The organism is Stenotrophomonas sp. YJH_SMC_40, assembly GCF_059368615.1.
Window position 1 is genome coordinate 113,183 of sequence record NZ_JCAFRX010000005.1, and the last position, 26,365, is coordinate 139,547.

Here is a 26,365-nt window from a genome sequence, read left to right on the forward strand (position 1 = left end):
CCCACTTTCGTACGCCTCGACGCTGATCAAGGGCTTCGCCACTGGGGCGCCGCAGATGGGCGCCCCAGCTCTTTCACGGCTCGCGTGGTGGCAGGTCCAGTGCTCCCGCGCCCGGGCCGGCCCCCAGCTCGGCCCCGGTGGTCGGCCGCGCTTCCGGGTCGGAGAGTGTACGCAGGGCCATGGCCTGCACCGCCGCTTGTTCGCGCGCGTCCAGGTCCACCGTGCCGCCGCCGTCGCCACCATCCACAGCGGTCTGTGCCTCGCGGTCGCTGACCCGCTCCCATAGCTCGCCGCTGTTCCAGCTGCCCTGCAGGTCGTCGGCGCCGTCGCCCTGCGACATGTCCATGTACAGATCGGTGAACGCAGGGTCCCCCGGCAGCTTGCCCGGCGGGAAGTTGGGCTGGATGCTGTGCAGCGCCTTCTCGAATGACTTCATGTGCGCGATCTCGCGCGTCATCAGGAAACGCAGCGCATCCTTGATGCCGGGGTCGTCGGTGACGTTGATCAGGCGCTCATACACCAGCTTGGCGCGCGCTTCCGCAGCGATGTTCGAGCGCAGATCGGCGGTAGGTTGCCCGATCGAGTCGATGTAGGCTGCTGTCCACGGCATCCCGCTGGAATTGACCAGTGCCGGCCCGCCACCGTACAGGATCTGCTCGGTATGGCTGGTGCTGTTCTGCCCCAGCAGCCGCATATCCTCGGCCTCGGCAAGCCCTTCGGACTGAATGGCCTTCGGCCCGCGGTTGAGCATGGCGATGATGGTGCCGATGATCTCCAGATGGCTGATCTCTTCGGTGGCGATATCCATCAGCAGGTCCTTGCGGCCTGGATCGCATTCGCCAAGTCCCTGGGTGAAGTAACGCATGGCGGCAGCAAGCTCGCCCTGCGGGCCGCCGAACTGTTCAAGCATGAGGCTGGCGAGCTGCGGGTTGGATTCGCGCACGCGCACGGTGTACATCAGCTTCTTGTGATGAAAGAACATGGGGTTTCTCCAATGGCTGGCTGTGCTGGCTTCGGGCTCAGCGCTTGGCTTGCGCGCCCGGCGTTTCGTCGCGATTGAGGAACGCACCGACCAGGCCGTCCTGGTGGTCTTCCAGCCAGCGCGCCATGGCGATCTCTTCCTGCAGGATCTGGCCACAGACCGCGGCGATGTCCGGCGCTGCGGCGCGCTCGGCAGCAATCACCAGCGCCCGGTAGGTGGCGATCTCGGTGTTTTCGAAGCCGAACGAGAGCCCTACGCTCTTGACCACCTCATCTTCCATCAGGCTTGTGCCGGCCGCATGGAGAGCCGCAGTCATGCTGGCGAACAGTCCCTTGGCGGTCGGCACGCTTCCTCCAAGCGCTTCAATGCACTGGCGCAGCGAGGCGGCCTGCCCCTGCGTCTCCTGGACGTGCTGGGCGATCCGTGCAGCGAGGTGGGGATAGTTCTGGATCCGCGAAGCCATGGCCTTCATCATGGTCTCCGCCTCCTGCTCCATGGCGTAGGCGTCCTGCAGCCACTTCAACAGGCGCTCGCTTCGGGCGTTGTTCTGGTCTGCCATTTCGATCTCCGGTGCGGGGCGACATGCCTCCGGAGACCATGGTGGAGCGCCGGCAATCACCGCCCTGTCGGCCGGTGTGAGCCGCCGAAGGTGGGCGCTGCACGCAGTGGTGATGCGGCGATAACATCCGCAGCCCTGTGTTTCACCCAGGAGGTGCTCTCAGGTCGCCAGTGCGCTGGATACGCCCACGCCGACTGCAGGTCGCTCGCGCCTGGCGTTCGAGGCGCACGCGCCGCCCGCTGCCATCACGGCCTGCATTACCCGATGTTGAGCACGATGCCCGCCACCATCCACGCCCACGACATAGACGAAGCGCCCATCGAACTTGGCCTGTGCGCCTTCCATGGCGTCGTCGGCCAGCAGTGCTCGCTTCAGCGACTTCATCCAGGCCCGTTCAGGCGCCCGGTCCAGCTCCACGACGATGGCGGCACCGCCGCAGTCGAGTGGCATGCACTCGACACGCAGTACGCCTGGAGCGACAGAATCGGTTCCGGACAGCGGCATGACAGAATCTCCGATGGGGGGGGACGGCGGCAGTATCCACAGCGCGTGCCAAGACGCCGTCAACGAAATCCAGGGCACCTTCCACACCTCCTCCACCCGGTTGGCGGCGCGCTCGGGGGCTTCGCGCCGGGCTGACAATGCACACGCATGGCGTTGATGCAGCACAGCACAGACTGCAGTTCCCAAGACAACACAGGCGTGCACGTATGCAATCCGGAATGAGCCAGCGCAGATGCAACCTGCTGCTGGTGGAAGACCAGCTCGACCTGGCTGCGCTGATGGAACAGGCGCTGGAGGACGCAGGCGACCAGGTGACACATGCCTACAGCGTGTTCGATGCGCTGGGGCTGCTGGACAACAAGAGATTCGACGGCGCCGTGCTCGATGTCGAGCTTCGCGACGGCGTGGTCTTCCCGGTGGCTGATCGCCTGACGGAACTCGGCATTCCGTTCCTGTTCGTATCTGCGGTCTATGACCAGTTGGTGCCGCAGCGTCACCGTCGCGCCGCTTTCGTGGCCAAACCGTTCCACGTCGGCGAGTTGCAGGAGACGGTTCGGCGCGTCATGGGGGATGTCTGCGTGCAACCGCCGGCGCATTGATTGCCATGGGGTGGTCACCCCAGGTGCGGGGCCACCACCAGGCTCAGCTGGCGCAGCGCGCCGCCACGGGAGAGCCCATCCCAGTTGCTGCGCGCCACGCTGCGGATCTCGGAGGCATCGACCCACAGCAGCCGCATTGACCAGTAGGGAAAGAATCGGCCGGAAACCCTGCCCCGGCCCAGCTCGATCAGCTCGCAATGGCTGCGGGCACTGAGGATGCGGCTGTACACCACGTTGATGCTGTCTTCCGGTCCCTCGATGTACTGGAGGAAACGGAGCCCGTCGTAAAGAAGCACACCCGTAACGCCGGCTTCGAAGTTGAAGCGGGCGGCGGCCCTGGCGAGGTCATCCACATGGTCCATGGAAAGCCCCGATGTCGCCTCACTTGCGTAGGCGACTGCACGGAGGGGCACATTCGTTCCTTCTGACGCAGGAGATTTCCTGCTCGTCCATCATCGCTTCGCGGAGGTAGGCAGGGATGAGGGCCTTCGTGGCCTGCGCTGTCCCAACGCTCTCCTCAACCGCACGCTCCGATAACACGGGCGCTTGCGTGACGGTGTGGCTGACCCTCAGGTGACCAGGGCCGACGCTTCCGCGCCAGAGCGCTCGCCACCCAGCGCCGCCAGATAAGCGGAGAATCCGCCTGTAGCGCGCCCCTGCAGACGCGCACTTGTCATCACCACGGGAGCGCCGGCCCATCGCACCACCGCACCGCAGCGTTGCAGCGCTCTGACAAGCGCCACGTCTTCACTGCAGTGCAGGGGAGCAAAGCCGCCAACGGCCCGATAGGAACAGGCAGAGACGCCGAGGTTGGCACCGTGGATGCGCCCATGATGGTCGCCCCACTGCTGTCTTGCCTGGAATGCCCTGCGCAGGCGCCGTTCACCCTGACAGGTCGTCGCTATGTCCACCAGTCCGCAGAAAGCGTCACAACTGCCCTGAACCTGTGCGGCCAGCCACTCGGGAGGCACCTCGCTGTCAGCGTCCGTGCTTGCCAGCCACCTGGCGCCCCGCCCCAGCAGTTCAGCAGCGGCTGCGGCCCGGGCGACACCGACGCAGCGTGCATCCAGCTGTACGCTGCCGACCTGGTGTTGGCGGCAGATGGTGCCCGTTGCATCCGTACACGCATCCAGCGCGACCATCACCTCCACTGCTTCGCCGCCGAGGCCCGGGTGAAGGGCCGCCACCCGGATGGATTGCAGGCACCGCGCGATACTGTCCGCCTCGTTGTGGGCGGGTATCAGGACGCCTATCACCGCAGGCCCTCGTTCCGGGCCAATGACAAGGGGCCCCGTGTCCATCCCTGAAGCACGAAGTCCGCATCGCGGTAGTGGAAGGCCTCCTGCAGGCCTTCCCCCAGGCATCGATGCACCACCTCGGTCCGGCTCGCGCGTCCGTGGAACGAGGGCAACCAATGGCAGGCGACTAGCAGGCCGTCATCGCGAAGTGCGTCATCAATGCCACCGCGCAGCTCGCGCAGTGCGCCTGCCCCCAGGTAGTAGCCCATTTCGCCGCAGACGATCAGGTCGAAGCGTCCTGGCGGCCATTGCTCGGGATGGCTGGCGCAATGAACCTGCACGTGCGGCAGATGGGCCAGGTTGCGGCGCGCCTGGAACGCCGCACGTGGGCTGATGTCGGTTGCCAGCAGGCGTTCGCAACGTGCGGCCAGCGCCTCGGTCAGTACGCCGTTGGAACACCCCAGTTCCCAGCCGCGAGCGAACTGGCGCTGGCTGAGGCTCGCCAGCAGCAGCGCACGCTTGCGCTCTTCATACCACCGGCTGCGGTAGCCGAACGGGTCGTCCTGCTCATGCAGGTCATCGAAGTACGGTTGCGCGCTCATGCAAGGAATACCTCGTAGTTTCGGAAGAATCGGGCGAGTACATGTGCGGGCAGCACCGGCGGGCTGTTCAGGCCCACCACGTCGCCGGTCTGCGTACGGAAATGCGCGATCGCGTTTCGCTTTGCGGACGCCACGGCTGAAATGTCGACCAGCTTCGGAACCTCCCACGCCATATGTGCGCAGGCAGGGTCAAGCCAGTGCCAGCCCCACACTGGGTACTCCAGCCGGTGGCAACCAACCGCCCGCGCGGCGCGGCAGGCAGCGCGTCCTGCCGCTTCGTGATCGGGGTGACCATCAAACCGCCATGGCGCCAAGACCAGGTCGCGCGGTTGCAGATACTGCTGCAGCCAACCTTCCAGCCCCTGCTCATGCGCGCTGACCGCGCCGTCGACGATACCCAGGTGGAAGATGGAGCCGACCGGAATGCCGAGTTCGCCCAATGCCGCGGCAAGCTCCGCTCGGCGCGCTGATCGCAGGCGTTCGGGCGTCCACCACGGCTCGCCCGGATAGCATGCTTCGCCGTCGGTCACGGCAATGACACTGACGTCGATACCCTGCCCCACAGCGTGATGCAGCAGCCCGCCACAGCCGAGGATTTCGTCGTCCGGATGCGGCGCGACCACCACCATGCGGTCATGCCCGCTGCAGAGTGCGGTTGCCGATGTGGTCGGTTGCTGCCAGAGCCAATCGCAGTGCAGCCAGGCCTGCTCCTGGGTTCCTTCCCCTTGCAGGGGTGTCCTGGCTACAGCGCCCATGTTGCCTCCTGTGCTGCACGCTGCTCGCCCAGCCACTCCCAATCGCGGTCGGCGTGGCTCTGGCGAAGGAACACGGTCAGGTCCGCGCAGCGCCGGGCATGGGCGTCCTCCAGGCACATCGGGCCCGGGCCCAGCGCCCGACCCGCCAGATCCAGCACACGCGTTGACGCGCGCTCGACGACACAGCGCACGCGCACTACATCTTCGCGATGGGCCAGTTCGGGCGCGGCGTCGATGTGCGCCGCCAGTTCGCGAAGCAGCGCGGCTGCCGGGCCCAGGGCGAGGTCCACTTCACCCAGCAGCCGCGCGCGATTTCCCTCGGTGCAGGCCGGTCGCATGCGCTCGGCCAAAGCGGCCGCTGCACCAAACCAGACCGCCGCGATGCCTGCCCCGCCGTGCCAGAAGCCCGGGCGCTGCAGGTAGTCATCGCGCGTCCCCAGGATCACCATCGGTGCGCCGTCAAAGCGCACCGTGGTGGAAGGGATTGCGGCCATGCCCACGGCAGGCCACGGCTCGCCCGCAAGTGTGTGCCAGTGTTCTGCCGCTGCCTGGCATAGCCACACGCCCTGCGGGTTGCGAACCGTTACCAGTGCCGCATCCACCCATGCGCTGCCGGAACACCAAGGTTTGTCACCGTACAACCCACCGCCGGCATCGATGCGAACGGTGTTGGCCGGACCCTCTGCAGCCCACACCGCCAGCAACGTGTCTTCAGCAGGGATGGGCGCCCTCAACTCGGCAGCAATCGCCTGGGCGTCATAGTGGGCCTCCAGTACCTTGGCCAGGCAAAGATCCTCTGCCCCCCAGGCTGCCAGCGCCTGCCAACGCTGCAGCGTCTGGCCGCCACCGGGCAAAGGCAATGCCGGTTGCTGCACCAGCACCTGGCGTGCGCGATTGAACAGCGAAGAGGATGACGTCACATCCTGCATGGGTGGCAGACCTGCAATGGAGATACGCCATGAACGTAGGCGGCGGGCGGTCACATGCCTGTCTTGATGGCGTGGCGGGCACATGAATGCCCGGCACCGTGATCCTCACGGACCCGTCTGCGGGCGTTGCTCTCTTGCACGCACGCACTGCCGCAGTTCCCAGAGCCATGGCAGCACCACCAGGCCCAGCGCCGGCAGCAGGGTGAGCCACCAGACGTCCGGTGCTGCAGGCTTCACTTCGAGCGACCACCGCGGGTGGGCCTGCCAGCCCACCCAGGCCAGCAGGACCCACGGCGCGGCATCCAGCACGCTGTGCACATGTTGTTCCGCCGGGCTGATGCGTCGACGGCCGTCCGCGCTGACGGTATCGAGATAGCCGGCGACCGCGTGTGCGATGACCAGGCCTGCCAGAAGCGCGACCAGCAACAACGTGTTCTCCAGCAGGAGCCAGGCAAGCACGCCGCTGCCGATCAGCAGCAGCTGCACCCCATGCAGCAGGCTTTCGCGCATCGCGGAAGTGTGCGGAAGATCGGTGCGCCGGTGAAAATGGAAATCCAGCGATCCGGCAGCCAGCCACAGGGCGTAGACACAGGCGATGACAATCGCGCTCATGGCGGCACGCTCAGGGTGTCAATACGATCTTGCGGCAGTCATCGTCCTTGGCATCAAACATTGCATAGCCTTGAGCTGCATCGGCCAGGCGCATCCGGTGCGAGATGATGTCACCCGGGTGCAGCTTTCCTTCCATGATTGCGTCGAGCAGTTCCGGCATCAGTCCCTGCACGTGGGTCTGCCCCATCTTGAACGTCAGCTCCTTGTCGAACGCATCACCCAGCAGAAAACCATGGATGAAGCCAGCGTAGACACCCGGGATGCTGACCACGCCGCCGCGGCGTACTGCCGCGATGCACTGCCTGATCGCCACGCCGCTGCTGCCCTCCAGCTTCACGGCAGTCAATGCTGACTCCAGCGCGCTGCCCTCGGCCTCGAAGCCTACCGCCTCGATGCAGGCGTCCACGCCCCGCCCACTGGTCTGGGCAAGGATGTAGTCCGCCGGGTCTTCGATCTCCTTGAAGTCGATGGGCGTCACACCGTAGGTACGGCGCGCGTAATCCAGACGGTAACGAAGATGGTCGACCATGAAGATGGTCTCTGCGCCCAGCAGGCGGCAGCAGGCCGCGCTCATCAGTCCCACCGGGCCCGCACCGAAGATGGCCACTGTCGAGCCCGCCTTCACCCCTGCGTTCAGCGCAGCCTGGTAGCCGGTGGGGAGAATGTCGGACAGGAACAGCACCTGCTCATCCGCAATGCCCTCCGGAATGCGCAGCGGGCCTACATTCGCCTTCGGTACACGCACGAATTCGGCCTGGCCCCCGGCCACGCCGCCATACAGATGGCTGTAGCCGAACAATGCGGCCGGAGGCAGCATGCCCTTCTGATTCAGTGCGGCGCCCTTGCCGGTATTGGTGGTTTCGCAAGCGGCATACTCGGCCAGGCGGCAATGGAAGCACTCTCCACAGGCGATCACGAAAGGGATCACCACACGATTGCCCGGCTGCACCTGGGTCACGCCGCTGCCGACCTCTTCCACCACGCCCATGAACTCGTGGCCGAGCACATCGCCATCGTGCAGATCCGGAATCTTGCCGCGATACAGGTGCAGGTCCGATCCACAGATGGCGGTGGCGGTTACCCTCAGGATCAGATCATCCTCGGCCGCCAGTACCGGGTCCGGTACGGTCTCGACTCGCACATCCTTGCGGCCGTGATAGGTCAATGCCTGCATCGTGCTTCTCCAGGAGCTCGGGACGCCAGCATCGCAAGGCCGCCATCCCGCTTCGGTGACATCCCGGTGTGCACGGCGTTCATTCTACGGGGTCATGGTGTTAACCCGGCCCGGCGCAGTCTTCGGTCTTTCGACGCAGGAGCTGCCCATGAACGACAAGCTGCCCTTCAATCCGACGACAGATGTGGACGATCAGTCGAAGGCGCACACGCCGGACAAGCGGCGCAACGATCGAGCCAAGTGGAAGGAGCACGACATGCCCGACGACGGCGATGGCCCCAAGGCCGTACCGGAAGACTACGAACGTCCTGATCCTGACCCGACAGGAAAGCGTTGAGTCCGCCTCACATTCTGGATGCGCCGGATTCACGGGTCATGGCCTGCTACCCGCGCAAGCTTCGCGCACGGCCTCTGGAACAGACTGAACGAGGTGTTGCATGTGGAAACGCAACGGTCTCTCGCTGGTGCTGCTTGTGCTCACGCTTGTGTTCATCGTTGGGCAGGCGGTTGCCGGGCATCACGTGCACAACCAGGAACTGGTCGAGCACGGACGCGCGCCGATCGATCTCTGGCACTACCTCGCGACGGGGCACTTCGTCAGCGCCACGTTCGAGAACTGGGAGAGCGAGTTCCTGCAGATGGGGATGTATGTGCTCCTGACGGTCAGCCTGCGCCAGCGCGGCTCGGCCGAATCGCGGCCGCTGGACCCTGCGCAGGAACAGAATCGCGTCGAGCCGGGGCCCACGCCGTGGCCGGTAAGGCGCGGTGGTCCATGGAAGACGCTCTACGGTCATTCGCTTGCGATCGCGTTCGGGCTGTTGTTCCTGTTCAGCTTTACGCTGCATGCAGTGGGAAGCTGGCGCGCCGAGGAAGCCGAACAGCAGTTGAAGGGATTGCCGCCGCCAGGCTTTGTAGAGCACCTCGCCAGCAGCACATTCTGGTTCGAATCCATGCAGAACTGGCAGAGCGAATTCCTGGCCGTACTATCCCTGGTGGTGCTGACGATTTTCCTGCGCCAGAAAGACTCGCCGCAATCCAAGCCGGTTGAAGCCCCACACGCGCAGACAGGTGATTGAGCCATGCGAGATGATCCATCGACGGCCCTGCTGATCATCGACATGTTCAGCCGATTCGACTTCCCTGGCGCTCAAAAGCTGGCGCCGGCGGCAGAGCGGGCGGCCCGGCAGATCCGGCGCCTGAGGGATCACTTCGACGAACGCGGTTGGCCGGTCATCTACGCCAACGACAATTTCTCGGAATGGAAGCGCGATTTCCGCCAGCAGGTGGAACAGTGCCGGCGCGACGGTGGCCCGGCGGGGCGAATCGCCGGCCTTCTCTCGCCTCTGCCAGGTCACTACTTCGTGCTCAAGCCCAAGCACTCGGCCTTTCTGGCCAGCCCTTTGCCGATTCTGCTGGCCAAACTGGGAGTGCGCCGCCTTTGGCTGTGTGGCATGACGGCCGATTCGTGTGTCCTGGCTACAGCGTTGGACGCCAACGCCAGGGAATTCCACGTGGTGTTGGCGTCGGAGGCCGTGGCGGGAATGCCAGCGCAGAAGCGGCGGGCACTGGCGCTGCTTGCTGGTTCGGGCGCAGCGCGGGTCGCGCGGGTTTCTTCGCTTGTCTCTGGGCAGGAGCGGGATGGCGCTGACGGCGACTCAGGCCCGGTCGGCTAAACCCTGTACACCTGAATGACCAGCGCAGTGTGCGCAGCAGAAGATCTGGCCGTTCCCTTCAACACCATGCCCGATAACAGCGCAATCGCAGTGTGCGCAGCGCGGTGCGAATGAGTGGATCGCGCATTCGAACGAATCGAACGTGCCGCTGCGTCCGCCCTGCTGGAGGGTGAAGCTCTTGTCGTAGTTGTTGCCGCAGACATCACAGGTGGCCATGGGGCACCTCGTGCTGTGGAAGGAACATGCAGTGTGGACAGCGCGGGTGTCGGTGGCCGTGAATGCACCGTGTCGCGAGGGTGTAGGACGTTCGCGTCCTCACGCGTTGGGCGCGGCCTGTCCTATTCGTCTTTGCCGGGCTCGGCACTGCCACCCCGTGACGCGCCGCCACCACAGGGAAATGCGGTCCGCAGCGCTTCGGCAACCAGTGAAGACGCGCCCTGCTGCAATCGCTCGCGGGGCAACTGCCGGAGATGGGAAGACACACGGTCGACCAGCTCATGCGGAAGAATCCTGCCTTGGCCACACCACTGGCCGTGGCTGGCATCGGCAACGCCCTGGATGTAGGCGCTGGCGCGAGCGCTGGACAGGTTCCGGCACTGCTCGCCGTCGCAGAAGCCATCAGCGCCTTTGCCCTGCAGCAGGGTGATGAGTTCGGCTCCACTGACAAGCCAGGTGCGTGCCGGTTGCGTTGTTCCGGCGAGGGCGGATCCTGCCAGGGCGCAGAGGCCAAGTGCGAGGAGCCGACGCGTGAGGCGGCGCGCCTCGGGTTCGTGATGTCCATTCATGTCGGGGTCCTTGGCGCGTTCCTGTGGGATGCACACAGCGTGGGTCAAAGTCGATCAAGCTGGTTGTGGACAGATGGCTTTTAACAGACAGCGGTTGGCCCGCCAACACCCGGGCGGCATTCCCAGGCTTCGCCACGATCGGGCGCCGAGCTATCGCGCTGCCGTCGACCCTCTGACCACGCACCGGCCCGTCATTACGAGTCGGCGTACCGGCAGCTCCGGCGTGCGCAGGCGCTCAAGCAGCAGCGACATCGCGGCCCGCCCCATCTCCTCAACCGGTTGCTCGATCACGGTGATGCCCGGCTCGACCAGCTCGGTCCAGCGTTCGTTGTCGAAGCCGGCCAGTGCCAACGCCTCTGGAATCGCCAGCCCGGCGCCGCGGGCGGCTTTCAATGCTCCCATCAACAGCAGGCTGTTGCTGGTGACCAGTGCTTCGGGGCGGGATGGCGTGGCGAGCCACTGATCGACCGTCGCGATGGCGGCTTCGGCCGTGGGTTCAACCTCACGGTAGTCCGGCTGCAACCCATGCGTGCGCATCGCCGCGAGATAACCGTCACGTCGCTCGGCCGCGGTGGTACTGGTGCTGCCGAACAGTCCGCCGATACGCCGATAGCCGCGCTCCACCAGATGCTCGACCAGGCCTGCCATCGCTGCCGGATTGTCGAGTACCACGCTGTCGATCGGACCGCCGGGCGCGGCACGGTCCACCAGCACCGTCGGATAGTCCAGCGTGAGCCGCTCGAGCCGGCCCACCGTGGTCCGGGTCGGCGCGAAGATCAGGCCGCTGATGCGCTCTTCGTGCATCAATTGCAGATACAGCGCCTCCCGCTCGGGGTCCTCGTCGGTGTTGCAGAGGGTGACCCGAAGACCTTCGCGATAGGCCACCTCTTCCACCGCGCGGATCAGCGCCGTGAAGAACGGGTTGCGGATATCCGCCACGATCAAGCCGATGATGCCGGTGTGCCGGGAGCGCAGCCGTCTTGCCTGCAGGTTGGGTCGATAGCCGGTCTGGCGGATCGCCAGCTCGACCCTGCCGCGCACGTCCTCGCTGACCGGACCGCCCCCGAGCACCCGTGACACCGTGGATTTGGACACCCCCGCCACGCGTGCGACGTCGTTGATGCTGATGCTCATTGGTAACGTTCCCGGAAACGTGGGCTGTTCATGGCCGGATGGCTGTTCAGGACAATGCTAACGCCAAAGGACTATTGGCTTTTTGTGCAGTGCACATTGAAATGTGCAATGGGAACGTTCCCAATATGCCTCAGCCATCCCCCCGGAGCCCGCTTTGTCGCCCCTGACCTCCCCTTCCCCCGTCAGCCGGGAACTGATCCGCCTGGATGCGCGGGCACAGGACAAGACCAATGCCATCGCCCAGGTGGCCCAGATGCTGGTCGCTGCCGGCTGCGTGGCGCCGGGCTACGAGGCCAGCATGGGACGCCGCGAAGCGCTGGCGAACACCTTCCTCGGCCATGGCGTGGCGATCCCGCACGGGCTCGGCGAGGACCGCCACCTGGTGCGCCGCGACGGCATTGCGGTGCTGCAGTTGCCGGAAGGCGTGGAATGGAACCCCGGCCAGGTCACCCGCCTGGTGGTTGGCATTGCCGCCCAGTCCGATACCCACATCACCCTGCTGCGCAGGCTGACCCGCCTGATCCAGGACGAGGCCGCGCTGCAGCGGTTGTTCACTACTCCCGATGCAAGTGAAATCGTCAATGCGCTGGCCAGTGATGCGACTGTCAGCGTCGCCCACGTACCGGTGACGGACCTGGCCGAGCGTTTCGACTGGACCATTGCTTACCCCAGCGGACTGCACGCGCGCCCGGCCACGCGCTGGGCCGAGACGGCGCGGGGTTTCATGGCCCGGGCCCAGGTGCGCGCGGGCGATCAGGCGGCCGATGCCAAGAGTCTGGTGGCGCTGCTGCAGCTCGGGCTTCGCGAGGGCGATGCCGTACGTGTTTCTGCCGAAGGCGCCGATGCCCCCGCACTGCTGGCTGCACTACGCAAGACCATGGACGGGCTGGTCGCGCAGGAAAAGGCCGATGCGGAGCGTGCAGCGCAGCGAAAGACGGCGCCGGTCGCGGGCTGGAATCCGCCCGAAGCGCAGGCAGCGATCGTCGGCATCGGCGCCAGCCCCGGGCTGGCCATCGGTCCGGTGCATGTACTGGCCAGCGCGCAGGCCGATGTTGCCGATCGCCCTGCCCCGCTTGGCGAGGGCGGCGCGCGCCTGCAGGATGCACTCAGCCGTACCCGCCAGCAGCTCGCCGCGCTGCAGGACGACACCCAGCGCCGCCTTGGCGCCTCGGATGCGGCGATCTTCAGGGCACAGGCTGCGCTGCTTGACGACACCGACCTGATTACCCGCACCTGCCAGCTGATGGTTGAAGGTCATGGCGTCGCGTGGTCCTGGCACCAGGCCATCGAGCAGATCGCCTCCGGGCTGGCGGCGCTGGGCAATCCGGTGCTGGCCGGGCGCGCTGCCGACCTGCGCGATGTGGGTCGGCGCGTACTGGCGCAGCTTGACCCCTCTGCGGCCGGTGGCGGTCTGGCAGATCTACCGGCGCAACCGTGCATCCTGCTTGCCGCCGACCTGTCGCCCTCGGATACCGCCAACCTTGACACCACCCGCGTGCTCGGCCTCGCCACCGCACAGGGCGGCCCCACGTCGCACACTGCGATCCTCTCGCGCACGCTCGGCCTGCCGGCGCTGGTTGCCGGTGGCGCCAAACTGCTGGCGATCCAGGCCGGCCGCGAAGCGATCATCGACGGCAGCAGCGGGCGGCTCTACCTGTCCCCTTCCGAGGCCGATCTTGCTTCGGCACGCGCCTGGATCGCCGAGCAGCAGCAGATTCGCGCGCGCGAAGCCGCACAACGCGCGCAGCCGGCGCAGACCACCGATGGCCATCGCATCGACATCGGCGCCAACGTGAACCTGCCTGAGCAGGTGCCATTGGCGCTGGAACAGGGCGCGGAAGGTGTCGGCCTGATGCGCACCGAATTCCTGTTCCTCGAACGCGGCAGCACGCCCAGCGAGGAGGAGCAGTACGCAACCTACATGGCGATGGCCAAAGCGCTGGAAGGCCGTCCGTTGATCGTGCGCGCGCTCGATATCGGTGGCGACAAGCAGGTCGCCCACCTGGAGCTGCCGCACGAGGAGAACCCGTTCCTCGGCGTGCGCGGCGCGCGCCTGCTGCTGCGCCGCCCGGATCTGCTTGAACCGCAGCTGCGTGCGCTGTACCGCGCAGCCAAGGACGGTGCACGCCTGTCCATCATGTTCCCGATGATCACCTCGGTGCCTGAACTGGTCGCTCTGCGTGCCATCTGCGAGCGCCTGCGCGCCGAACTCGAGGCCCCCGACGTGCCGATCGGCATCATGATCGAAGTACCGGCCGCGGCCGCCCAGAGCGATGTGCTGGCGCGCCACGCCGACTTCTTCTCGATCGGCACCAACGACCTGACCCAGTACGTGCTGGCGATCGATCGCCAGAACCCGGAGCTGGCCGCAGAGGCCGACAGCCTGCATCCGGCCGTGCTGCGCGCGATCCGCACCACGGTGGACGGCGCACGCACGCAGGGGCGCTGGGTGGGTGTCTGCGGCGGCCTGGCCGGCGATCCGTTCGGCGCGATGCTGCTGGCAGGGCTGGGCGTGGACGAACTGTCGATGACCCCGAACGACATCCCGTCCGTGAAGGCACGCCTGCGCGGCAGCGCGCTGGCCGATCTGCAAACGCTGGCTGCGACGGCGCTGGACTGCGAAACCGCCGAGCAGGTGCGCGCCCTCGACGGAGCCCGCGCATGAACGCCCGCGCCGTCACCGTTACCTTGAACCCGGCGATCGACCAGACCGTGCGGCTGACCAGCCTGCGGCCGGGCCATGTGCACCGCGCCCGCAGCAGCCGCGACGATGCGGGTGGCAAGGGCATCAACGTGGCCGCCTGCCTGGCCGACTGGGGCGTGCCGACCGCCGCGCTGGGCGTGCTCGGTGGCGGCAACGACGGTGTGTTCGGCGCGCTCTTCTCCACGCGCGGCATCGTGGATGGTTGCCTGCGTATCCCCGGCAGCACCCGCACCAACATCAAGCTGGTTGACGAGGACAACGGCGAAACCACCGACATCAACCTGCCCGGCCTGGCCCTCGACGATACCGCTCTGGACGCAGTGTCGCGCAGGCTTGGCGCCTTGCTGCTGCCGGGCCTTCCGGTGGTGCTGTCCGGCAGCCTGCCGTCTGGACTGCCGTCCGATGCATGGGCGCGACTGCAGGCGCAGGCCGCCGCCGCCGGTGCGCGCGTGCTGCTGGACACCAGCGGCGACGCACTCGTGGCTGCATTGAGTGACACCGCCGGTGCGCTGCCCTACGCGGTCAAGCCCAACCGCCAGGAGCTGGAGGCCTGGACCGGCACCCCGCTGCCGGACCGCAGCGCCCTGCGCGTCGCTGGCCAGGCCTTGGTCGAACGTGGCGTTGCGCTCGTAGCGATCTCGATGGGCACCGACGGCGCGCTGTTCATTGATCGCAGCGGCGCGCTGGTCGCACGACCGCCGCGACTGGCCCAGGGCAGCACGGTCGGTGCGGGCGACGCGATGGTGGCCGGCATCGCTGCCGCCCTGCTGGAGCCGTCCATCGATCTGGACGGCTGCGCGCGGCTGGCGACCGCGTTCTCGATGAGCCGGCTGCAAAGCGGTGACGCACGACGGCTGGACCCGGCGCAGGTACGCGGGTGGACCGGCGATGTACTGATCGAGCGGTTGGATTGACCCCCCTGCCGGGAGCACGGCGGCGGCTTCGGGCCGACCGCAGCGCCTTCGGCAAGCACGAGCCCGAAGAATTCCAGGAGTTTCCATGCACGCTTTCACCGTAGTCATCGCCGCCGGCGAACGCAGCATCGAGGCGGTTCTTGCCGCCGAAGCGCTGCGCCGCGCCGCCCGCCAGCGCGGGCTCGAGCTGATGATCGAGATCCGCAGCGACCAGGGCGTGACCGGCGCACTGTCTGCCTCGGACGCCGCCGCCGCGACGCACCTGCTGCTGGTGGGTGAGGGTGAGGCGGACATCGCGCGCTTCGCCAATGCCGGGGTCGTGCATGCCAGCCTGGGCGAGGTACTGGACGACCCGGTTGCGGCGCTCGCACCGCTCGTGGCCGCGGTGTCGGGCAACGCCGGCACGCATGCGGGCAAGCGCATCGTCGCCGTCACCTCCTGCCCCACCGGCATCGCCCACACCTTCATGGCGGCGGAGGGCCTGCAACAGGCCGCCAAGGCACTGGGCCATGCAATCCGGGTCGAAACCCAGGGCTCGGTGGGCGCGCAGGACGCGTTGAGTGACGAGGAAATCGCTGCCTCCGACCTCGTCCTGATCGCCGCAGACCGCGAAGTCGATCTGTCGCGCTTCGCCGGCAAGCGCCTGTTCAAGAGTGGCACCAAGCCGGCGATCAACGATGGCCAGAACCTGATCCGCAAGGCGCTGGCCGAGGCCGGCGTGCAGGCAGGTAGCGCGACTCCGGGCCGCACGGCCGAAAAAACCAGGGCCACCGGCCCCTACAAGCACCTGATGACCGGCGTGTCGTTCATGCTGCCGTTCGTCACTGCCGGTGGCCTGCTGATCGCACTGGCGTTCGCACTCGGCGGCATCTATGCCTTCGATGACGCGCACAAGGGCACGCTGGCGTGGTCGCTGTTCCAGATCGGCGCCAAGTCCGGCTTCATGTTGATGGTGCCGGCGCTCGCCGGCTACATCGCCTACTCCATCGCCGACCGGCCCGGCATTGCGCCCGGCATGATCGGCGGACTGGTAGCAGTGAACATGGACGCTGGCTTCATCGGCGGCATCCTGGCTGGCTTCATCGCCGGTTATGGCGTGCACTGGATCAACCGTGCGCTGCGCCTGCCGCGCAGCCTGGAAGGGCTCAAGCCGGTGCTGATCCTGCCAGTGCTGGGCACACTGCTGGTCGGCCTGTTGATGATGTACGTGATCGGTACGCCGGTCGCCGGGCTGCTGGCGTGGCTGACCGACTGGCTGCGCAGCATGCAGGGCAGCAGCGCGATCCTGCTTGGCCTGCTGCTGGGCGGAATGATGGCGGTGGACATGGGCGGGCCGGTCAACAAGGCGTCCTACGCGTTCTCTACTGCATTGATTTCCAGCCAGGTCTACACGCCGATGGCGGCGACGATGATCGGCGGCATGACGCCGCCGCTGGGTATTGCACTGGCGACATGGCTGTTCAGCAACCGCTTCACCGCCGAGGAGCGCGGCACGGCCGGTGCCGCCGGCGTGCTTGGCCTCAGTTTCGTGACCGAAGGCGCGATCCCCTACGCCGCACGTGATCCGCTGCGCACCATTCCGGCGCTGATCCTTGGTTCTGCCGTGGCAGGTGCAATCTCGATGGCCGCTGGCGTCGAGCTGAAGGTGCCGCACGGCGGCGTGTTCGTGCTGCCGATCCCGAACGCAGTCACTCACCTCGGCATCTACCTGTTGGCACTGCTGGCCGGCGTGGCTGTCACTGCGGTCGCGCTGCGCATCCTCAAGAAGCCGGTCACCACGCCGGCCTGATCCACCCCATCGCCAAGACCCTGCCACCTCCCCTGCGCACGCAGGGGCGCAGCGACCTACGCCCTGCACAAGGACCCTCGCCCATGACCCGCTCTTCCCGACACGTGTTGCCGATGGTGATCGCGCTTGCCCTGCCATCCCTGGCTGCCACCGCAGACGCGAGCGACGTCTTCACTCCCAAGCTCGCCTACACCGGCGAAGCCGCCGCCACGCTCGATGGGGGCAAGCGCAGCGGCACGGCGTATTCCGGCCAGCTGATGCTCGGTGCCGACGTGGACCTGGGCGCCGCGTTTGGCTGGAGAGGTGCGACGATCAAGGCGTACGGCATCAACCGCCACGGCACCAATCTCGCCAACAGCAGCACGGGCAACAGCACCTCGGTGCAGGAAATCTTCGGTGGCCAGGGCACGCGCCTGGCCAACCTGACGCTGGAGCAGAAACTGCTGGACGACCGGCTGGTGCTTGAGGCGGGACGCAGCGTCGCCAACATCCATCATCTAGGTTCGGAGTTGTGCCAGTACTTCCAGGGCAACTCGGCCTGCGGCAACCCGACCTACGTATTCCGTACCAGCAACTTCACCTGGTGGCCGGTATCGAGCTGGATGGCTGATGCCACGGCATGGGTGACGCCGGATGTCTACGTACGCGTGGGCGCGTACCAGGTCGACCCGAGCCAGGCCGAAGATGGCCAGCACGGCCTGAAATGGAGCACGAACCAGGCCACTGGCTGGATCGTGCCCTACACGATCGGCTGGCGCAGCCCCGCGTCGGCGCGCTTGAAGGCCCGCTACGAACTGGGTGGCTGGCAGGACAACTCGACCTACCGCGACCCGCTGCGCGATGCCAATGGCATGCCGGCGCTGCTCAGTGGCCAGGAGTACGCGACACGTCATGGTCGCTCCGGTGCGTTCGCCCGCTTCGAGCAGCAGCTCAGCAGCGATGGCAGCGGCCGTGGCCTGACCCTTTTCGGCGCCGCGCTCAAGGGCACCTCCGGCCAGGTGATCGAGGATCACTTCCTTCAGGCCGGGCTGGTGCAGAAAGGTACGTTCGCCAGCCGACCGCAGGACAGCATCGCCTTTGTCGTGACCCAGCAGAAGTACAGCAGCATCGCACTGGAAAACCTGCGCCTTGCCCGTGCCGCAGCGGGTGGCAGCGGTACCCCGCACGGGAGCCAGGTGATGATGGAGCTGAGCTATGGCATCCAGGTCACCCCGCAGCTTCGGGTCGCGCCGAACCTGCACTACATCGTGCATCCGGACCAGTTCAACGAACCCGCACGCCAGCATGATCTGCCGAATGCGCTGATCGCCGGCCTGCGGGTCGATTGGAGTCTGTAGGAGAGTCCGTTTTCGGCCGCGTGATTATCGATCAACGGCTCATCAGGTCCCGGCGTTGGCTTTCAGCCAGTCGTCGACACCCTCCAGTTTCGCGCCAATGCTTGCATTGAACGTCCCATCCAGGCTCCAGGAAACGCCCCTGCCCTGGGCGAAGGCGGCACGGTACTTCCTGATCATGTTTGATGGGTCACCGGCAAGCTCCTCCATCAGCTGGGGAACGCTCCACACGTTCAGCTTGAACGGAACACCGAAGTGTTCCTCAAGGATTGCGGGCAGCTCCTCATAACGGAGCGTGTCTCCCGCAAGATAGACGATCTCGTTTCGAAGGGGGGGCGAGTGGAAGACGATCTGTGCAGTCATTGCACCGATGTCCTCCGGCGTGGTCAGCGTAACCGCATTGGAGGCTGTGCCAAGTGCATTGACCTTTCTGCCGGGAAGATCGATGACGCCAAACTCCGGCTCGAAGAGGTAGCTGGTGAACATGCCGGTGGAAATGACCACCCAGTCCATTTCGGCCTGTGAGCGGAGATAGTCGCGTACATCCAGCTGGGCGTCGAAAAGATCCTGTGGCCCGCCGCGTCCGATGGCGTCAAAGTCGACCCCGAATTGCCAAGGGAAGTACCTGGTAATGCCCGACTTCACGGCGGCGCGCGCTACCTTCATGGGAGTGTCGCGGCCAGCGGCGTAGCCGGTGCAGCCGATGACCGTGTCATAACCGGAAAATAGATCAGCCAGCTCATCGACCGTGGCAGTGACCAGGTCGCCAGGAACGAGGGCCACTCCCAGCGAGCGGATCTGGTCAATGACCGTACGCTTGTCCGGTAGTGTGGATTCCATCGACGCAGGCCTCAGCATCACGCTGATGGTTGCGTCATGCACAACCGCGAGCTGGGCCAGGTTGCGGATGACGGGCATTCCGAGTTCGCCGGCACCCAGGACCAGGATTGAGCGGGAAACAATCGGGGGAGACATTGAAACCACCATCTGTGTGTACGATGGCGGCGATTCTGCGCCCCTCCCTAGTTGCCACGTAAGAAGGCACACCGATGATACCGACCGCACCGTTCATGAGCACCGATGAGCTTCTGCGACATTCACAATCGATATGCGACGGCATGAGCGCGGACGACGACGGTCTGCGCCGCGAGGTGCTCGCGCATGCCGGCAGCCGCTGGTCGCTGGGCATCATTCACGCCCTGGGGGTCTACGGAACACTGCGTCACGCCGATGTGGCGCGGCGGATGAAAGGAGTCACGCAGCGTATGCTGACGCGTACCCTGCGTCAGCTTGAAAGGGACGGACTGATCCATAGGCAGGATTTCCGTGAGGTTCCGCCGCGCGTGGAGTACACCATCACTCCGCTGGGCAGGGAGCTGCTGGTTCTTATGATCCCGATGTGGACGTGGGTAGTGGGACACGCCGAGGAATTCCGCCGCTGCAGGGAGAATTTCGACACGCATCACGGCCCTCCCCCTGACTGACCCGGCCTGCATCCGGTGCATCCAGGCGCTCCCGCCAGCCGTATGTAGGATGCCCGCGCTGTGCGGGCATCCTATCGAGGAACGCACCGTGAACGCTCTTCAGCGCATCGCCGCCGCAGTCAGCTTCGCCGTACTCGTCTCAGCCGCTTCCGCCAGCTTCGCCGCAGATCCGGTAATGGTTGGCGGGGCCGAGATGTACCCGACCAGGACCATCGTTGAAAACGCCGTGAACTCCAGGGATCACACCACGCTGGTGGCAGCGGTCAAGGCCGCAGGCCTGGTCGAGACCCTCAATGGCGCCGGTCCCTTTACCGTCTTTGCGCCCACCAATGCCGCCTTCAACAAGCTTCCAGCAGGCACGGTCGATACACTGGTGAAGCCTGAAAACAAGGCGCAGCTCACCCGGATCCTCACCTACCACGTGGTCCCAGGACGGTTCAGTTCCGCCCAGCTCCTGGCCGATGCCAGGAAGCACGGTGGAAAAGCCACGCTGAAGACAGTGCAAGGCGAGCCGCTTACCGTGGCGCTCCACGACGGCAAGCTGTGGGTGATCGACGCCAAGGGTGGCAAAGCAGGCATCAGCATCGCCGACGTCAACCAATCCAACGGCGTCATCCACGTTGTCGATACCGTGCTGATGCCGAAGTAGTGGCGCGCCCTGCCAGACCCTGCCACTCCGGCCAGCAGCATGAAGCAGTGGACGAGGATCCGGGCGCAGGCCCGGCTCCTCCGTTCACTGAAGCGCCTGGGCCAGCGTGAGTACATCCGCCGGGAATGTCGCGTAGTCATCCAGTGGCGCGCGATGGCTGTCGCGTCGGTGGATGAGGCGCACGGCAACCACGCGCTGCTGCGGAACGATGACCAGGTGCTGGCCCAGGTAACCGTTGGCGGCGTAGGCAACGGTGGGGCCGCGTTGGATGTCGAACATGTCGGACAGCTTGAGTCCACGACCGGTGATCTCGCTGCCATAGTGCTGCGGCCAGTCCGCCCCAAGTCGCTCGGCCACGTACGCAATCAATGCACTCTTGCTGTCGAATACCCTGCCCCCGGTGGCCAGCAATGCCTGCTGGACCGGAGCGCTGACCCCATGCTGCGCCAGGAAGCCGGCCATCTGGCCTTTCAGCTCATAACGCTCCCATGCTGGAATGCGCCACCACAGAAGACCAACATCCGGGGAGCGGGCACTTGCTCCAGTCAGCAGCGCCACCGACCGCTCGCTCAGCACGCGCGTACCCGCCGGGGTCACGCCGCCATCAAGCAGCAGCTGCCCGATCTTCGCCAGATCGCGGGCACTCAGCGACAATCCGGCCATGCCCAAGGGGGTGCCCGCACCGTCCTTCAACCAGGTATATCGGGCAATGCCCAGCGGTTTGAACAGGCGCTTCTCAAGGTAGGCATCCATCGGTTCCCCTGCCAGACGCTCGACGATGCCGGGCAGCAGATTGGTAGCCTTGTTGTTGTAGGAGAACGTGGTACCCGGATCGCTGCTCAGCTCTGCCGCCAGTGCGAGCTTGACCAGGTCCGGCGCCGCTTCCAGCTCTTCCCCCGCGTTGGCCACGTTCTGCAGACCAGAGGTATGGTCCAGCAGCATGCGTACCGTGATGTCCCTTTTCCGCCCCTGCTTCCACTCCGCGAAGATGTTGCTTACCGGCTCGTCGACCGAGGCCAGCTTTCCGTCGTCCAGCAGGAGCATGACGGCCAGCGCCACCACCGACTTGGTGGCAGACATGAGGTGAACCGGCTCCTCGCCAGTCTCTGGCTGTGGCTCCAGCAGTGCTTTTCCATCCTTCCAGACAAGCACCGCGTCGGAATGCGCGGCACGGGCGTTGCGTTCGATCGTCGCGACGGCGTCGGCCGTGGTGGTCGTGCTGGCCAGTGCAGGGAGGGCCAGCATCAAGGCCGCGAAGCCGGACAACCATCTTGCAGTTTTCATGGGCATCTCTTCCGGTGAATGCCTGTCCACATTGCCTACAGCTGTAGTCACGACCGAGTGCCTGAAGTCATGCCCGGCCACATGACAGCATCAGCACCACGCCCCCTGCATGGCCCCGTAGTCCGCCAGCGGATACGCGAAGCCGATGGCCCTTCCCGCGGACCCGCTTTCTGATGGTTCCGATCCGGCCGTTGCAGTCGCAGGAAAGGGGCAAGGCCGCTCGATTTTGTTTCGCATTGCAGCAAATGCGGCGTGCCAAGCAGCACTGCTGATCGCTCAACTGTCTGATTTCCCGGGCTTCTGGTCATCCATCATTCATTCTGATTGACAGCGTTGTCAGGTCGCGCTTACAAGAGCCCACGTCCGGCGCGTGGCGCGGGAACGTCCAGACATCACTTATGGGGAGAGAGGGACCCTATGACCGGCCATTTCAGGAAGAGCACACTCGCACAGGCAGTACTTGCCACCATCGTCACCGCCACTGCAGCGCTGCCCGTCGCAGCGCAATCAGCCAAGGAAAGCAGCTCGACCGCCACCAGCGAGGCACGGGAGGCCTCAACCCTGGACGCCGTCATCGTCACTGTCGAACGCCGGGAACAGGACCTGCAGAAATATGCAGGTACTGCCCAGGCAATTTCCGCGGACGATACGCGTGCGCTGGGCATCAACAATGAGCTGCGCAACATCCAGGCCCTGGTGCCGGGCATGAGCATGGCCAACCAGGAAGGCAACCTGGAGATCTTCATCCGCGGCGTGGGCTCTTCGAACAACACCGAACTGGGTGATCCGGGCGCCGCGCCCCACATCAACGGGGCCTACATTGCACGACCGCGCGGTCTGGGCGGCATGTTCTACGATGTCGAGCGGGTGGAAATCAACAAGGGCCCGCAGGGCACGCTGCGCGGCCGCAATGCGCTGGCCGGCACGCTGAACATCATCACCAAGCGCCCCGACCTGGAAGCGTTCGGTGGGTATGTTCAGGCCGAGGCCGGCAATCGTGACCATCGCGGTGGCGAGTTCGCCCTGAATCTCCCGATCGGTGGTGGCGCGGCCTTCCGCGTGGCTGGCTACAAGGTGGAGAAGGACTCTCCGTTCAAGAATGCGGGGCGCGCGCAGGACCTGGAACCGGCTGGCGTGCAGGACGACCGGGGCGCTCGACTGTCGTTCCTCTACCAGCCGGATGACAAGCTGTCGATCTTCGCCATGGCCGACATCGGCAAGGAAGGCGGCACGGGCTATCCCGGCGCCAACGTCTACACCGCCGCCAGGGCCGGCTACCTGCCGGACGATGTCGACCTGCGGAAGATCATCTACCGTGGCGCGCAGGGCAAGCTCGACAGCACCAACTGGGGGGCGCAGACCAGCATTTCCTACGACTTCGGCAAGGTGGCGGTGGAGTACAACGGCAGCTACCGCAACGTGGACTACCGCCAGACCAATGCGCAGAGCGAAGGCATCCTCTGGCCGGGCCGCAACATCGATCCGGTATCGCCCAGCAACCCCGGTGGCATCGATTACGACAACTACTCCACCCAGTACTGGCTGACCGAGTCGGAGTCGCAGGTACATGAGCTGCGGTTCACCTCCGACCAGGACGAGCGGCTGCGCTGGACCACCGGCCTGTTCCACTTCAACGAGGACCAGCGGGTGGGCTACCTTTCGCTGGTGGACAAAGGGCGCTGGTATTCGGGCACTGAATTCACCATGCCCAAGGTCAATGGCAAGTCTTCCGCCGTTTTCGCCGATGGCACGTTCGACGTCAACGATCGCCTGCGCCTGAAGGGCGGCCTGCGCTACTCCGAGGAGAAGAAGTCGCGTTATGGCATCGGCGGCAACTGGTCGCTGGGCCTGCCTGGCCAGGGCGGGGACTTTGCCACGCGCCTCGGCACGCCCGGCTTCGAGCCCGCGTTCATGAGCCGTCCGAACTTTGATGTCAGCAACATCACCTCGCAGGCGGAGATGGCCCGCTTCCTGCTGCAGGGCGTGCTGCGACACGGTCGCAACGACACCTTGCTGCAGCAGATCGGCGCGGTGCCCGATGGCGGCCCATTTGGTTGCGTGGACCGCCCCGACATCGGTGGCGATACCGTCGATTGCCCGTACCAGAGCTGGGCCCAGGTCAGCGCGATTCCGGCCCAGCAGTTCGGCAAGAGCAAGTTCAGCTTTACCGACTGGCGCGCGGGTTTCGAGTACGACGTGAGCGACGACAGCCTGCTGTACGGCCTGGTGTCGACCGGCCACAAGGCGGGCGGCTTCAACGACACGTTTGATCCGAAGGAGATTCCCGAGACCTTCAAGCCCGAATCGATCATTGCCTACGAAATCGGCAGCAAGAACTCCTTCCAGATGCTGGGTCGCACCTCGACCTTCAACGTCAGCGGGTTCTATTACGACTACAGCGACCAGGTGTTCCAGGACCTGGCGGTGATCGCCACCAACCCGACTACCGGTGAAGCCACCGGCTATGCGCTGGTCAACCGCAACGTCGGCAAGTCCGCTGTGTACGGCCTGGAGGCGGAAAGCACCTTGCGATTCCCGCACAACTTCATGGTCAACATCAATGCACTCTGGATGGACAGCGAGATCAAGCGCGGCACCGTCGCCGATGTCCGCAGCCAGAACTACGACGCCGGTGGTGCCACTTCGCTGATCGACCTGTCCGGCAACGAGCTGCCGCTGGCGTCGAAGCTGACCTTCAACGTACGGCTGCAGCATACGACCGAGCTGCGCTTTGGCACCTTCGACTGGCAGTTGCTGGCCTCGTACCGCTCGGCCTTCTATCTCACCCAGTACAACAACCGGGACGTAGAGTTCATCCGACAGGATCCGGCCACTGGTGAGCTGGTCCATGACCGTACCGAAAGTGCCGCTGCGGCCGGCTTCCCTGACCGCCAGAAGGGCGAGACCACCTTGAACGCGGGCATTGGCTTCACCTCACTGAGCGGCAACTGGCGGGTGGAAGCCTGGGGCAACAATCTGCTGGGCAACGACGTCTCGCAGAAGGCGCTGGTGGGTTCCGGCATCAACGTCCGCTTCCTGAACGATCCGCGCAGCTACGGCCTGCGCCTGCGTTACCAGTTCTGAGCAACGCAGCCTTGAAGGAGGGCCGGTTTCGCCGGCCCTCCGTGCGCAATCACCACGTCCCGCCCTGTGCGACAACGCACGGGGCGTCGCCCTGCCCGCGATGACACGAGAATCATGAAACACACAACCCGCTGGTCGCAGTTCGGTGTACTCATCACCGTCTTCTTCTTCTGGGGCTTCGTTGCCGCAAGCAACGGCATCCTCATTCCGGTGTTCAAGAAGGCGTTCCATCTCAGCCAGGCGCAGAGCATGTACGTGGCGATGGCTTTCTACGTTGCCTACACCGCCGGTTCGCTGATCTACATCGCCGTCTCCCGCGCCATCGGCAGCGACCTGCTGCACAGGATGGGCTACCGCAACGGCATCTGCCTTGGCCTGCTGGTCTCGGCACTGGGTGCCCTGCTCTTCTATCCCGCGGCCAACACCGGCTCGTTTGCACTGATGCTGTCCGGCCTGTTCATCGTTGGCCTGGGCTTCTCGCTCCAGCAGATCGCAGCCAATACGCTGGCGGTGATCATGGGTGATCCGGCCACTGGATCGCAGCGCCTGACCATGGCCGGCGGTGTCAACAACCTGGGCGCGACGGTAGGCCCACTGCTGGTGAGCATTGCCATCTTTGGCAGCGTGTCAGCGGGCAACACAGAGGCGAGCATCGAGAGCGTAAAGATCCCATACCTGGTGCTGGGCGCCGCCTTCGTACTGGTAGCCGTGCTGCTGCGGCTCTCGAGCGTGCCCAATCATGTCGAGCTGTCCGCGACGGTCCCCGCAGGTGCAACCGGGACAGATCACCAGACAGATCGCAGATCTGCGCTCGCTTACCCGCAGCTGGTCATGGGCATGATCGCGATCTTCCTTTACGTCGGCGTGGAGGTATCGACCATCGACAATCTTCCAGCCTATCTTGAGCAGCCCTTGAGCAAGGGTGGGCTGGGGCTGGAAACCTCGGTGATCGCCCCGTTCGTGTCGTTGTACTGGGCCAGCCTGATGATCGGCCGCTGGGGTGGTGCCGCAGGCGCGTTCGATGTGCGCGCAGGCACCCGGAAGCTGTTGATGCTGGTGTTGCCGTTCGTCGCGTTCGCCATCTACCTTGCCGTCAACGCGATCTCTGGCCACAACTCCGCACAGTTCCTGCACTACGCGCCGGTGATCGTCCTGATGATCATTGCCACCCTGGCCAGCAGGGGCAATCCGTCGCGCATGCTGCTGTATTTTGCCGTGTGTGGCATTGCGGCGCAGCTGGTCGGCATGTTCACCACCGGCATGACCAGTGTGATCGCCTTCATCAGTGTCGGGCTGTTCTGCAGCACGATGTGGCCCTGCATCTTTACCCTGGCCATCAGCGGACTGGGCCGCCATACCAACCAGGCAAGCAGCCTGCTGATCATGATGATCATGGGCGGCGGCATCGTCAGTTGGGCGCAGGGTGCGCTTACCGACAAGGTCGGCGTGCACTACAGCTTCATCATTGGCGTGCTGTGTTTCTGTTATCTGGCGTTCTACGCCTGGGCGGCCGGCCGTACACTTCGTTGCCAGGGTGTTGATCTGGAGCGATTGGCAACCGAAGCGGGCCACTGAGC

28 protein-coding genes are annotated in these 26,365 nt (G+C 65.4%); 13 read left to right on the forward strand and 15 right to left on the reverse strand.

Annotation, left to right across the window (positions count from 1 at the left end; genetic code table 11):
- Positions 1-73: 73 nt before the first annotated feature.
- The 3 genes from AC5P6X_RS11100 to AC5P6X_RS11110 form a co-directional block, all read right to left on the reverse strand.
- Entirely contained in the window at positions 74-982 is a 909-nt protein-coding gene (locus AC5P6X_RS11100) for a manganese catalase family protein (protein ID WP_049450689.1), read from the reverse strand.
- Between the two features lie 37 nt (positions 983-1,019).
- Positions 1,020-1,541 carry a ferritin-like domain-containing protein gene (locus AC5P6X_RS11105; RefSeq protein ID WP_005409697.1) on the reverse strand — a complete coding sequence of 174 codons (522 nt, stop codon included), beginning with the start codon at positions 1,539-1,541 and terminating at the stop codon, positions 1,020-1,022.
- Positions 1,542-1,700: 159 nt separating this feature from the next.
- The gene (locus tag AC5P6X_RS11110; protein WP_225792064.1) at positions 1,701-2,045 is read right to left on the reverse strand and encodes a hypothetical protein; all 345 of its coding nucleotides are present in this window, start codon (positions 2,043-2,045) and stop codon (positions 1,701-1,703) included.
- Positions 2,046-2,251: 206 nt separating this feature from the next.
- On the opposite strand from AC5P6X_RS11110, the gene AC5P6X_RS11115 reads away from it, so the two are divergent.
- The gene (locus AC5P6X_RS11115) at positions 2,252-2,644 is read left to right on the forward strand and encodes a response regulator (protein WP_049450691.1); all 393 of its coding nucleotides are present in this window, start codon (positions 2,252-2,254) and stop codon (positions 2,642-2,644) included.
- Between the two features lie 14 nt (positions 2,645-2,658).
- Here AC5P6X_RS11115 and AC5P6X_RS11120 read toward each other — a convergent pair whose 3' ends face one another.
- From AC5P6X_RS11120 to AC5P6X_RS11150, 7 genes are all read right to left on the reverse strand, one after another.
- A complete protein-coding gene (locus AC5P6X_RS11120; protein ID WP_032965872.1) occupies positions 2,659-3,057 on the reverse strand; it encodes a BLUF domain-containing protein in 399 nt (132 codons plus the stop codon).
- Between the two features lie 156 nt (positions 3,058-3,213).
- On the reverse strand, positions 3,214-3,900 hold the full coding sequence (locus AC5P6X_RS11125; protein WP_049450692.1) for a glycosyltransferase family 2 protein: 687 nt from the start codon (positions 3,898-3,900) through the stop codon (positions 3,214-3,216).
- Entirely contained in the window at positions 3,897-4,484 is a 588-nt protein-coding gene (locus tag AC5P6X_RS11130) for a class I SAM-dependent DNA methyltransferase (RefSeq protein WP_262091353.1), read from the reverse strand. The genes AC5P6X_RS11125 and AC5P6X_RS11130 overlap by 4 nt, the downstream gene beginning before the upstream one ends.
- The gene (locus AC5P6X_RS11135; protein WP_049450696.1) at positions 4,481-5,239 is read right to left on the reverse strand and encodes a PIG-L deacetylase family protein; all 759 of its coding nucleotides are present in this window, start codon (positions 5,237-5,239) and stop codon (positions 4,481-4,483) included. Before AC5P6X_RS11135 ends, AC5P6X_RS11130 begins: the two co-directional genes overlap by 4 nt.
- Positions 5,227-6,168, reverse strand: coding sequence for an acyl-CoA dehydrogenase (locus AC5P6X_RS11140; protein ID WP_495215448.1), 942 nt, complete (start codon positions 6,166-6,168; stop codon positions 5,227-5,229). The genes AC5P6X_RS11135 and AC5P6X_RS11140 overlap by 13 nt, the downstream gene beginning before the upstream one ends.
- 105 nt (positions 6,169-6,273) lie before the next feature.
- Positions 6,274-6,780, reverse strand: coding sequence for a hypothetical protein (locus AC5P6X_RS11145; protein WP_049450699.1), 507 nt, complete (start codon positions 6,778-6,780; stop codon positions 6,274-6,276).
- 10 nt (positions 6,781-6,790) lie between these two features.
- Positions 6,791-7,954, reverse strand: coding sequence for a zinc-dependent alcohol dehydrogenase (locus AC5P6X_RS11150; protein ID WP_108269850.1), 1,164 nt, complete (start codon positions 7,952-7,954; stop codon positions 6,791-6,793).
- Positions 7,955-8,102: 148 nt separating this feature from the next.
- Between AC5P6X_RS11150 and AC5P6X_RS11155 the strand changes: the two genes are divergently transcribed.
- The 3 genes from AC5P6X_RS11155 to AC5P6X_RS11165 all read left to right on the forward strand — a co-directional run bounded on the left by AC5P6X_RS11155 (position 8,103) and on the right by AC5P6X_RS11165 (position 9,627).
- On the forward strand, positions 8,103-8,291 hold the full coding sequence (locus tag AC5P6X_RS11155; RefSeq protein ID WP_005409707.1) for a hypothetical protein: 189 nt from the start codon (positions 8,103-8,105) through the stop codon (positions 8,289-8,291).
- A 100-nt stretch (positions 8,292-8,391) separates the two neighbouring features.
- Entirely contained in the window at positions 8,392-9,030 is a 639-nt protein-coding gene (locus AC5P6X_RS11160) for a DUF6766 family protein (RefSeq protein WP_005413480.1), read from the forward strand.
- A gap of 3 nt (positions 9,031-9,033) precedes the next feature.
- The gene (locus AC5P6X_RS11165; RefSeq protein WP_049450701.1) at positions 9,034-9,627 is read left to right on the forward strand and encodes a cysteine hydrolase family protein; all 594 of its coding nucleotides are present in this window, start codon (positions 9,034-9,036) and stop codon (positions 9,625-9,627) included.
- Here the strand turns inward: AC5P6X_RS11165 and AC5P6X_RS11170 are convergent.
- The 3 genes from AC5P6X_RS11170 to AC5P6X_RS11180 all read right to left on the reverse strand — a co-directional run bounded on the left by AC5P6X_RS11170 (position 9,610) and on the right by AC5P6X_RS11180 (position 11,546).
- Positions 9,610-9,843 (reverse strand): metallothionein, encoded by a 234-nt coding sequence (locus AC5P6X_RS11170; RefSeq protein WP_080353111.1) that lies wholly within the window; start codon positions 9,841-9,843, stop codon positions 9,610-9,612. The two genes, AC5P6X_RS11165 and AC5P6X_RS11170, sit on opposite strands and share 18 nt — an antisense overlap.
- Before the next feature lie 122 nt (positions 9,844-9,965).
- A complete protein-coding gene (locus AC5P6X_RS11175) occupies positions 9,966-10,412 on the reverse strand; it encodes a Rap1a/Tai family immunity protein (protein WP_080353112.1) in 447 nt (148 codons plus the stop codon).
- Positions 10,413-10,562: 150 nt separating this feature from the next.
- Complete coding sequence (locus AC5P6X_RS11180; protein ID WP_005413481.1) at positions 10,563-11,546, reverse strand: LacI family DNA-binding transcriptional regulator; 984 nt, start codon at positions 11,544-11,546, stop codon at positions 10,563-10,565.
- Positions 11,547-11,700: 154 nt separating this feature from the next.
- Here AC5P6X_RS11180 and ptsP point away from each other — a divergent pair, with 154 nt between their 5' ends.
- The 4 genes from ptsP to AC5P6X_RS11200 all read left to right on the forward strand — a co-directional run bounded on the left by ptsP (position 11,701) and on the right by AC5P6X_RS11200 (position 18,290).
- Positions 11,701-14,211: a phosphoenolpyruvate--protein phosphotransferase gene (gene ptsP / locus AC5P6X_RS11185; protein WP_171039745.1), complete on the forward strand. Its 2,511-nt coding sequence runs from the start codon at positions 11,701-11,703 to the stop codon at positions 14,209-14,211.
- Positions 14,208-15,164: a 1-phosphofructokinase family hexose kinase gene (locus AC5P6X_RS11190; RefSeq protein WP_108269849.1), complete on the forward strand. Its 957-nt coding sequence runs from the start codon at positions 14,208-14,210 to the stop codon at positions 15,162-15,164. Before ptsP ends, AC5P6X_RS11190 begins: the two co-directional genes overlap by 4 nt.
- An 85-nt stretch (positions 15,165-15,249) precedes the next feature.
- On the forward strand, positions 15,250-16,953 hold the full coding sequence (locus AC5P6X_RS11195) for a PTS fructose transporter subunit IIC (RefSeq protein ID WP_123958583.1): 1,704 nt from the start codon (positions 15,250-15,252) through the stop codon (positions 16,951-16,953).
- A gap of 83 nt (positions 16,954-17,036) precedes the next feature.
- A complete protein-coding gene (locus tag AC5P6X_RS11200; protein WP_329755718.1) occupies positions 17,037-18,290 on the forward strand; it encodes a carbohydrate porin in 1,254 nt (417 codons plus the stop codon).
- Between the two features lie 42 nt (positions 18,291-18,332).
- On the opposite strand, the gene AC5P6X_RS11205 is transcribed toward AC5P6X_RS11200, so the two are convergent.
- Positions 18,333-19,262: an aromatic alcohol reductase gene (locus AC5P6X_RS11205; protein WP_123958585.1), complete on the reverse strand. Its 930-nt coding sequence runs from the start codon at positions 19,260-19,262 to the stop codon at positions 18,333-18,335.
- Between the two features lie 95 nt (positions 19,263-19,357).
- Between AC5P6X_RS11205 and AC5P6X_RS11210 the strand changes: the two genes are divergently transcribed.
- Positions 19,358-19,771, forward strand: coding sequence for a winged helix-turn-helix transcriptional regulator (locus AC5P6X_RS11210; RefSeq protein ID WP_024956822.1), 414 nt, complete (start codon positions 19,358-19,360; stop codon positions 19,769-19,771).
- A 49-nt stretch (positions 19,772-19,820) separates the two neighbouring features.
- Positions 19,821-20,420: a fasciclin domain-containing protein gene (locus AC5P6X_RS11215; RefSeq protein WP_012480305.1), complete on the forward strand. Its 600-nt coding sequence runs from the start codon at positions 19,821-19,823 to the stop codon at positions 20,418-20,420.
- An 84-nt stretch (positions 20,421-20,504) separates the two neighbouring features.
- On the opposite strand, the gene AC5P6X_RS11220 is transcribed toward AC5P6X_RS11215, so the two are convergent.
- A complete protein-coding gene (locus AC5P6X_RS11220) occupies positions 20,505-21,704 on the reverse strand; it encodes a serine hydrolase domain-containing protein (protein WP_169448560.1) in 1,200 nt (399 codons plus the stop codon).
- Between the two features lie 145 nt (positions 21,705-21,849).
- Between AC5P6X_RS11220 and AC5P6X_RS11225 the strand changes: the two genes are divergently transcribed.
- The 3 genes from AC5P6X_RS11225 (at position 21,850) to AC5P6X_RS11235 (ending at position 26,363) form a co-directional block, all read left to right on the forward strand.
- The gene (locus tag AC5P6X_RS11225) at positions 21,850-22,032 is read left to right on the forward strand and encodes a hypothetical protein (protein ID WP_123958586.1); all 183 of its coding nucleotides are present in this window, start codon (positions 21,850-21,852) and stop codon (positions 22,030-22,032) included.
- 89 nt (positions 22,033-22,121) lie between these two features.
- A complete protein-coding gene (locus AC5P6X_RS11230) occupies positions 22,122-24,788 on the forward strand; it encodes a TonB-dependent receptor (protein WP_108269845.1) in 2,667 nt (888 codons plus the stop codon).
- Between the two features lie 66 nt (positions 24,789-24,854).
- Positions 24,855-26,363 (forward strand): MFS transporter, encoded by a 1,509-nt coding sequence (locus AC5P6X_RS11235; RefSeq protein WP_261382380.1) that lies wholly within the window; start codon positions 24,855-24,857, stop codon positions 26,361-26,363.
- Positions 26,364-26,365 lie beyond the last annotated feature (2 nt).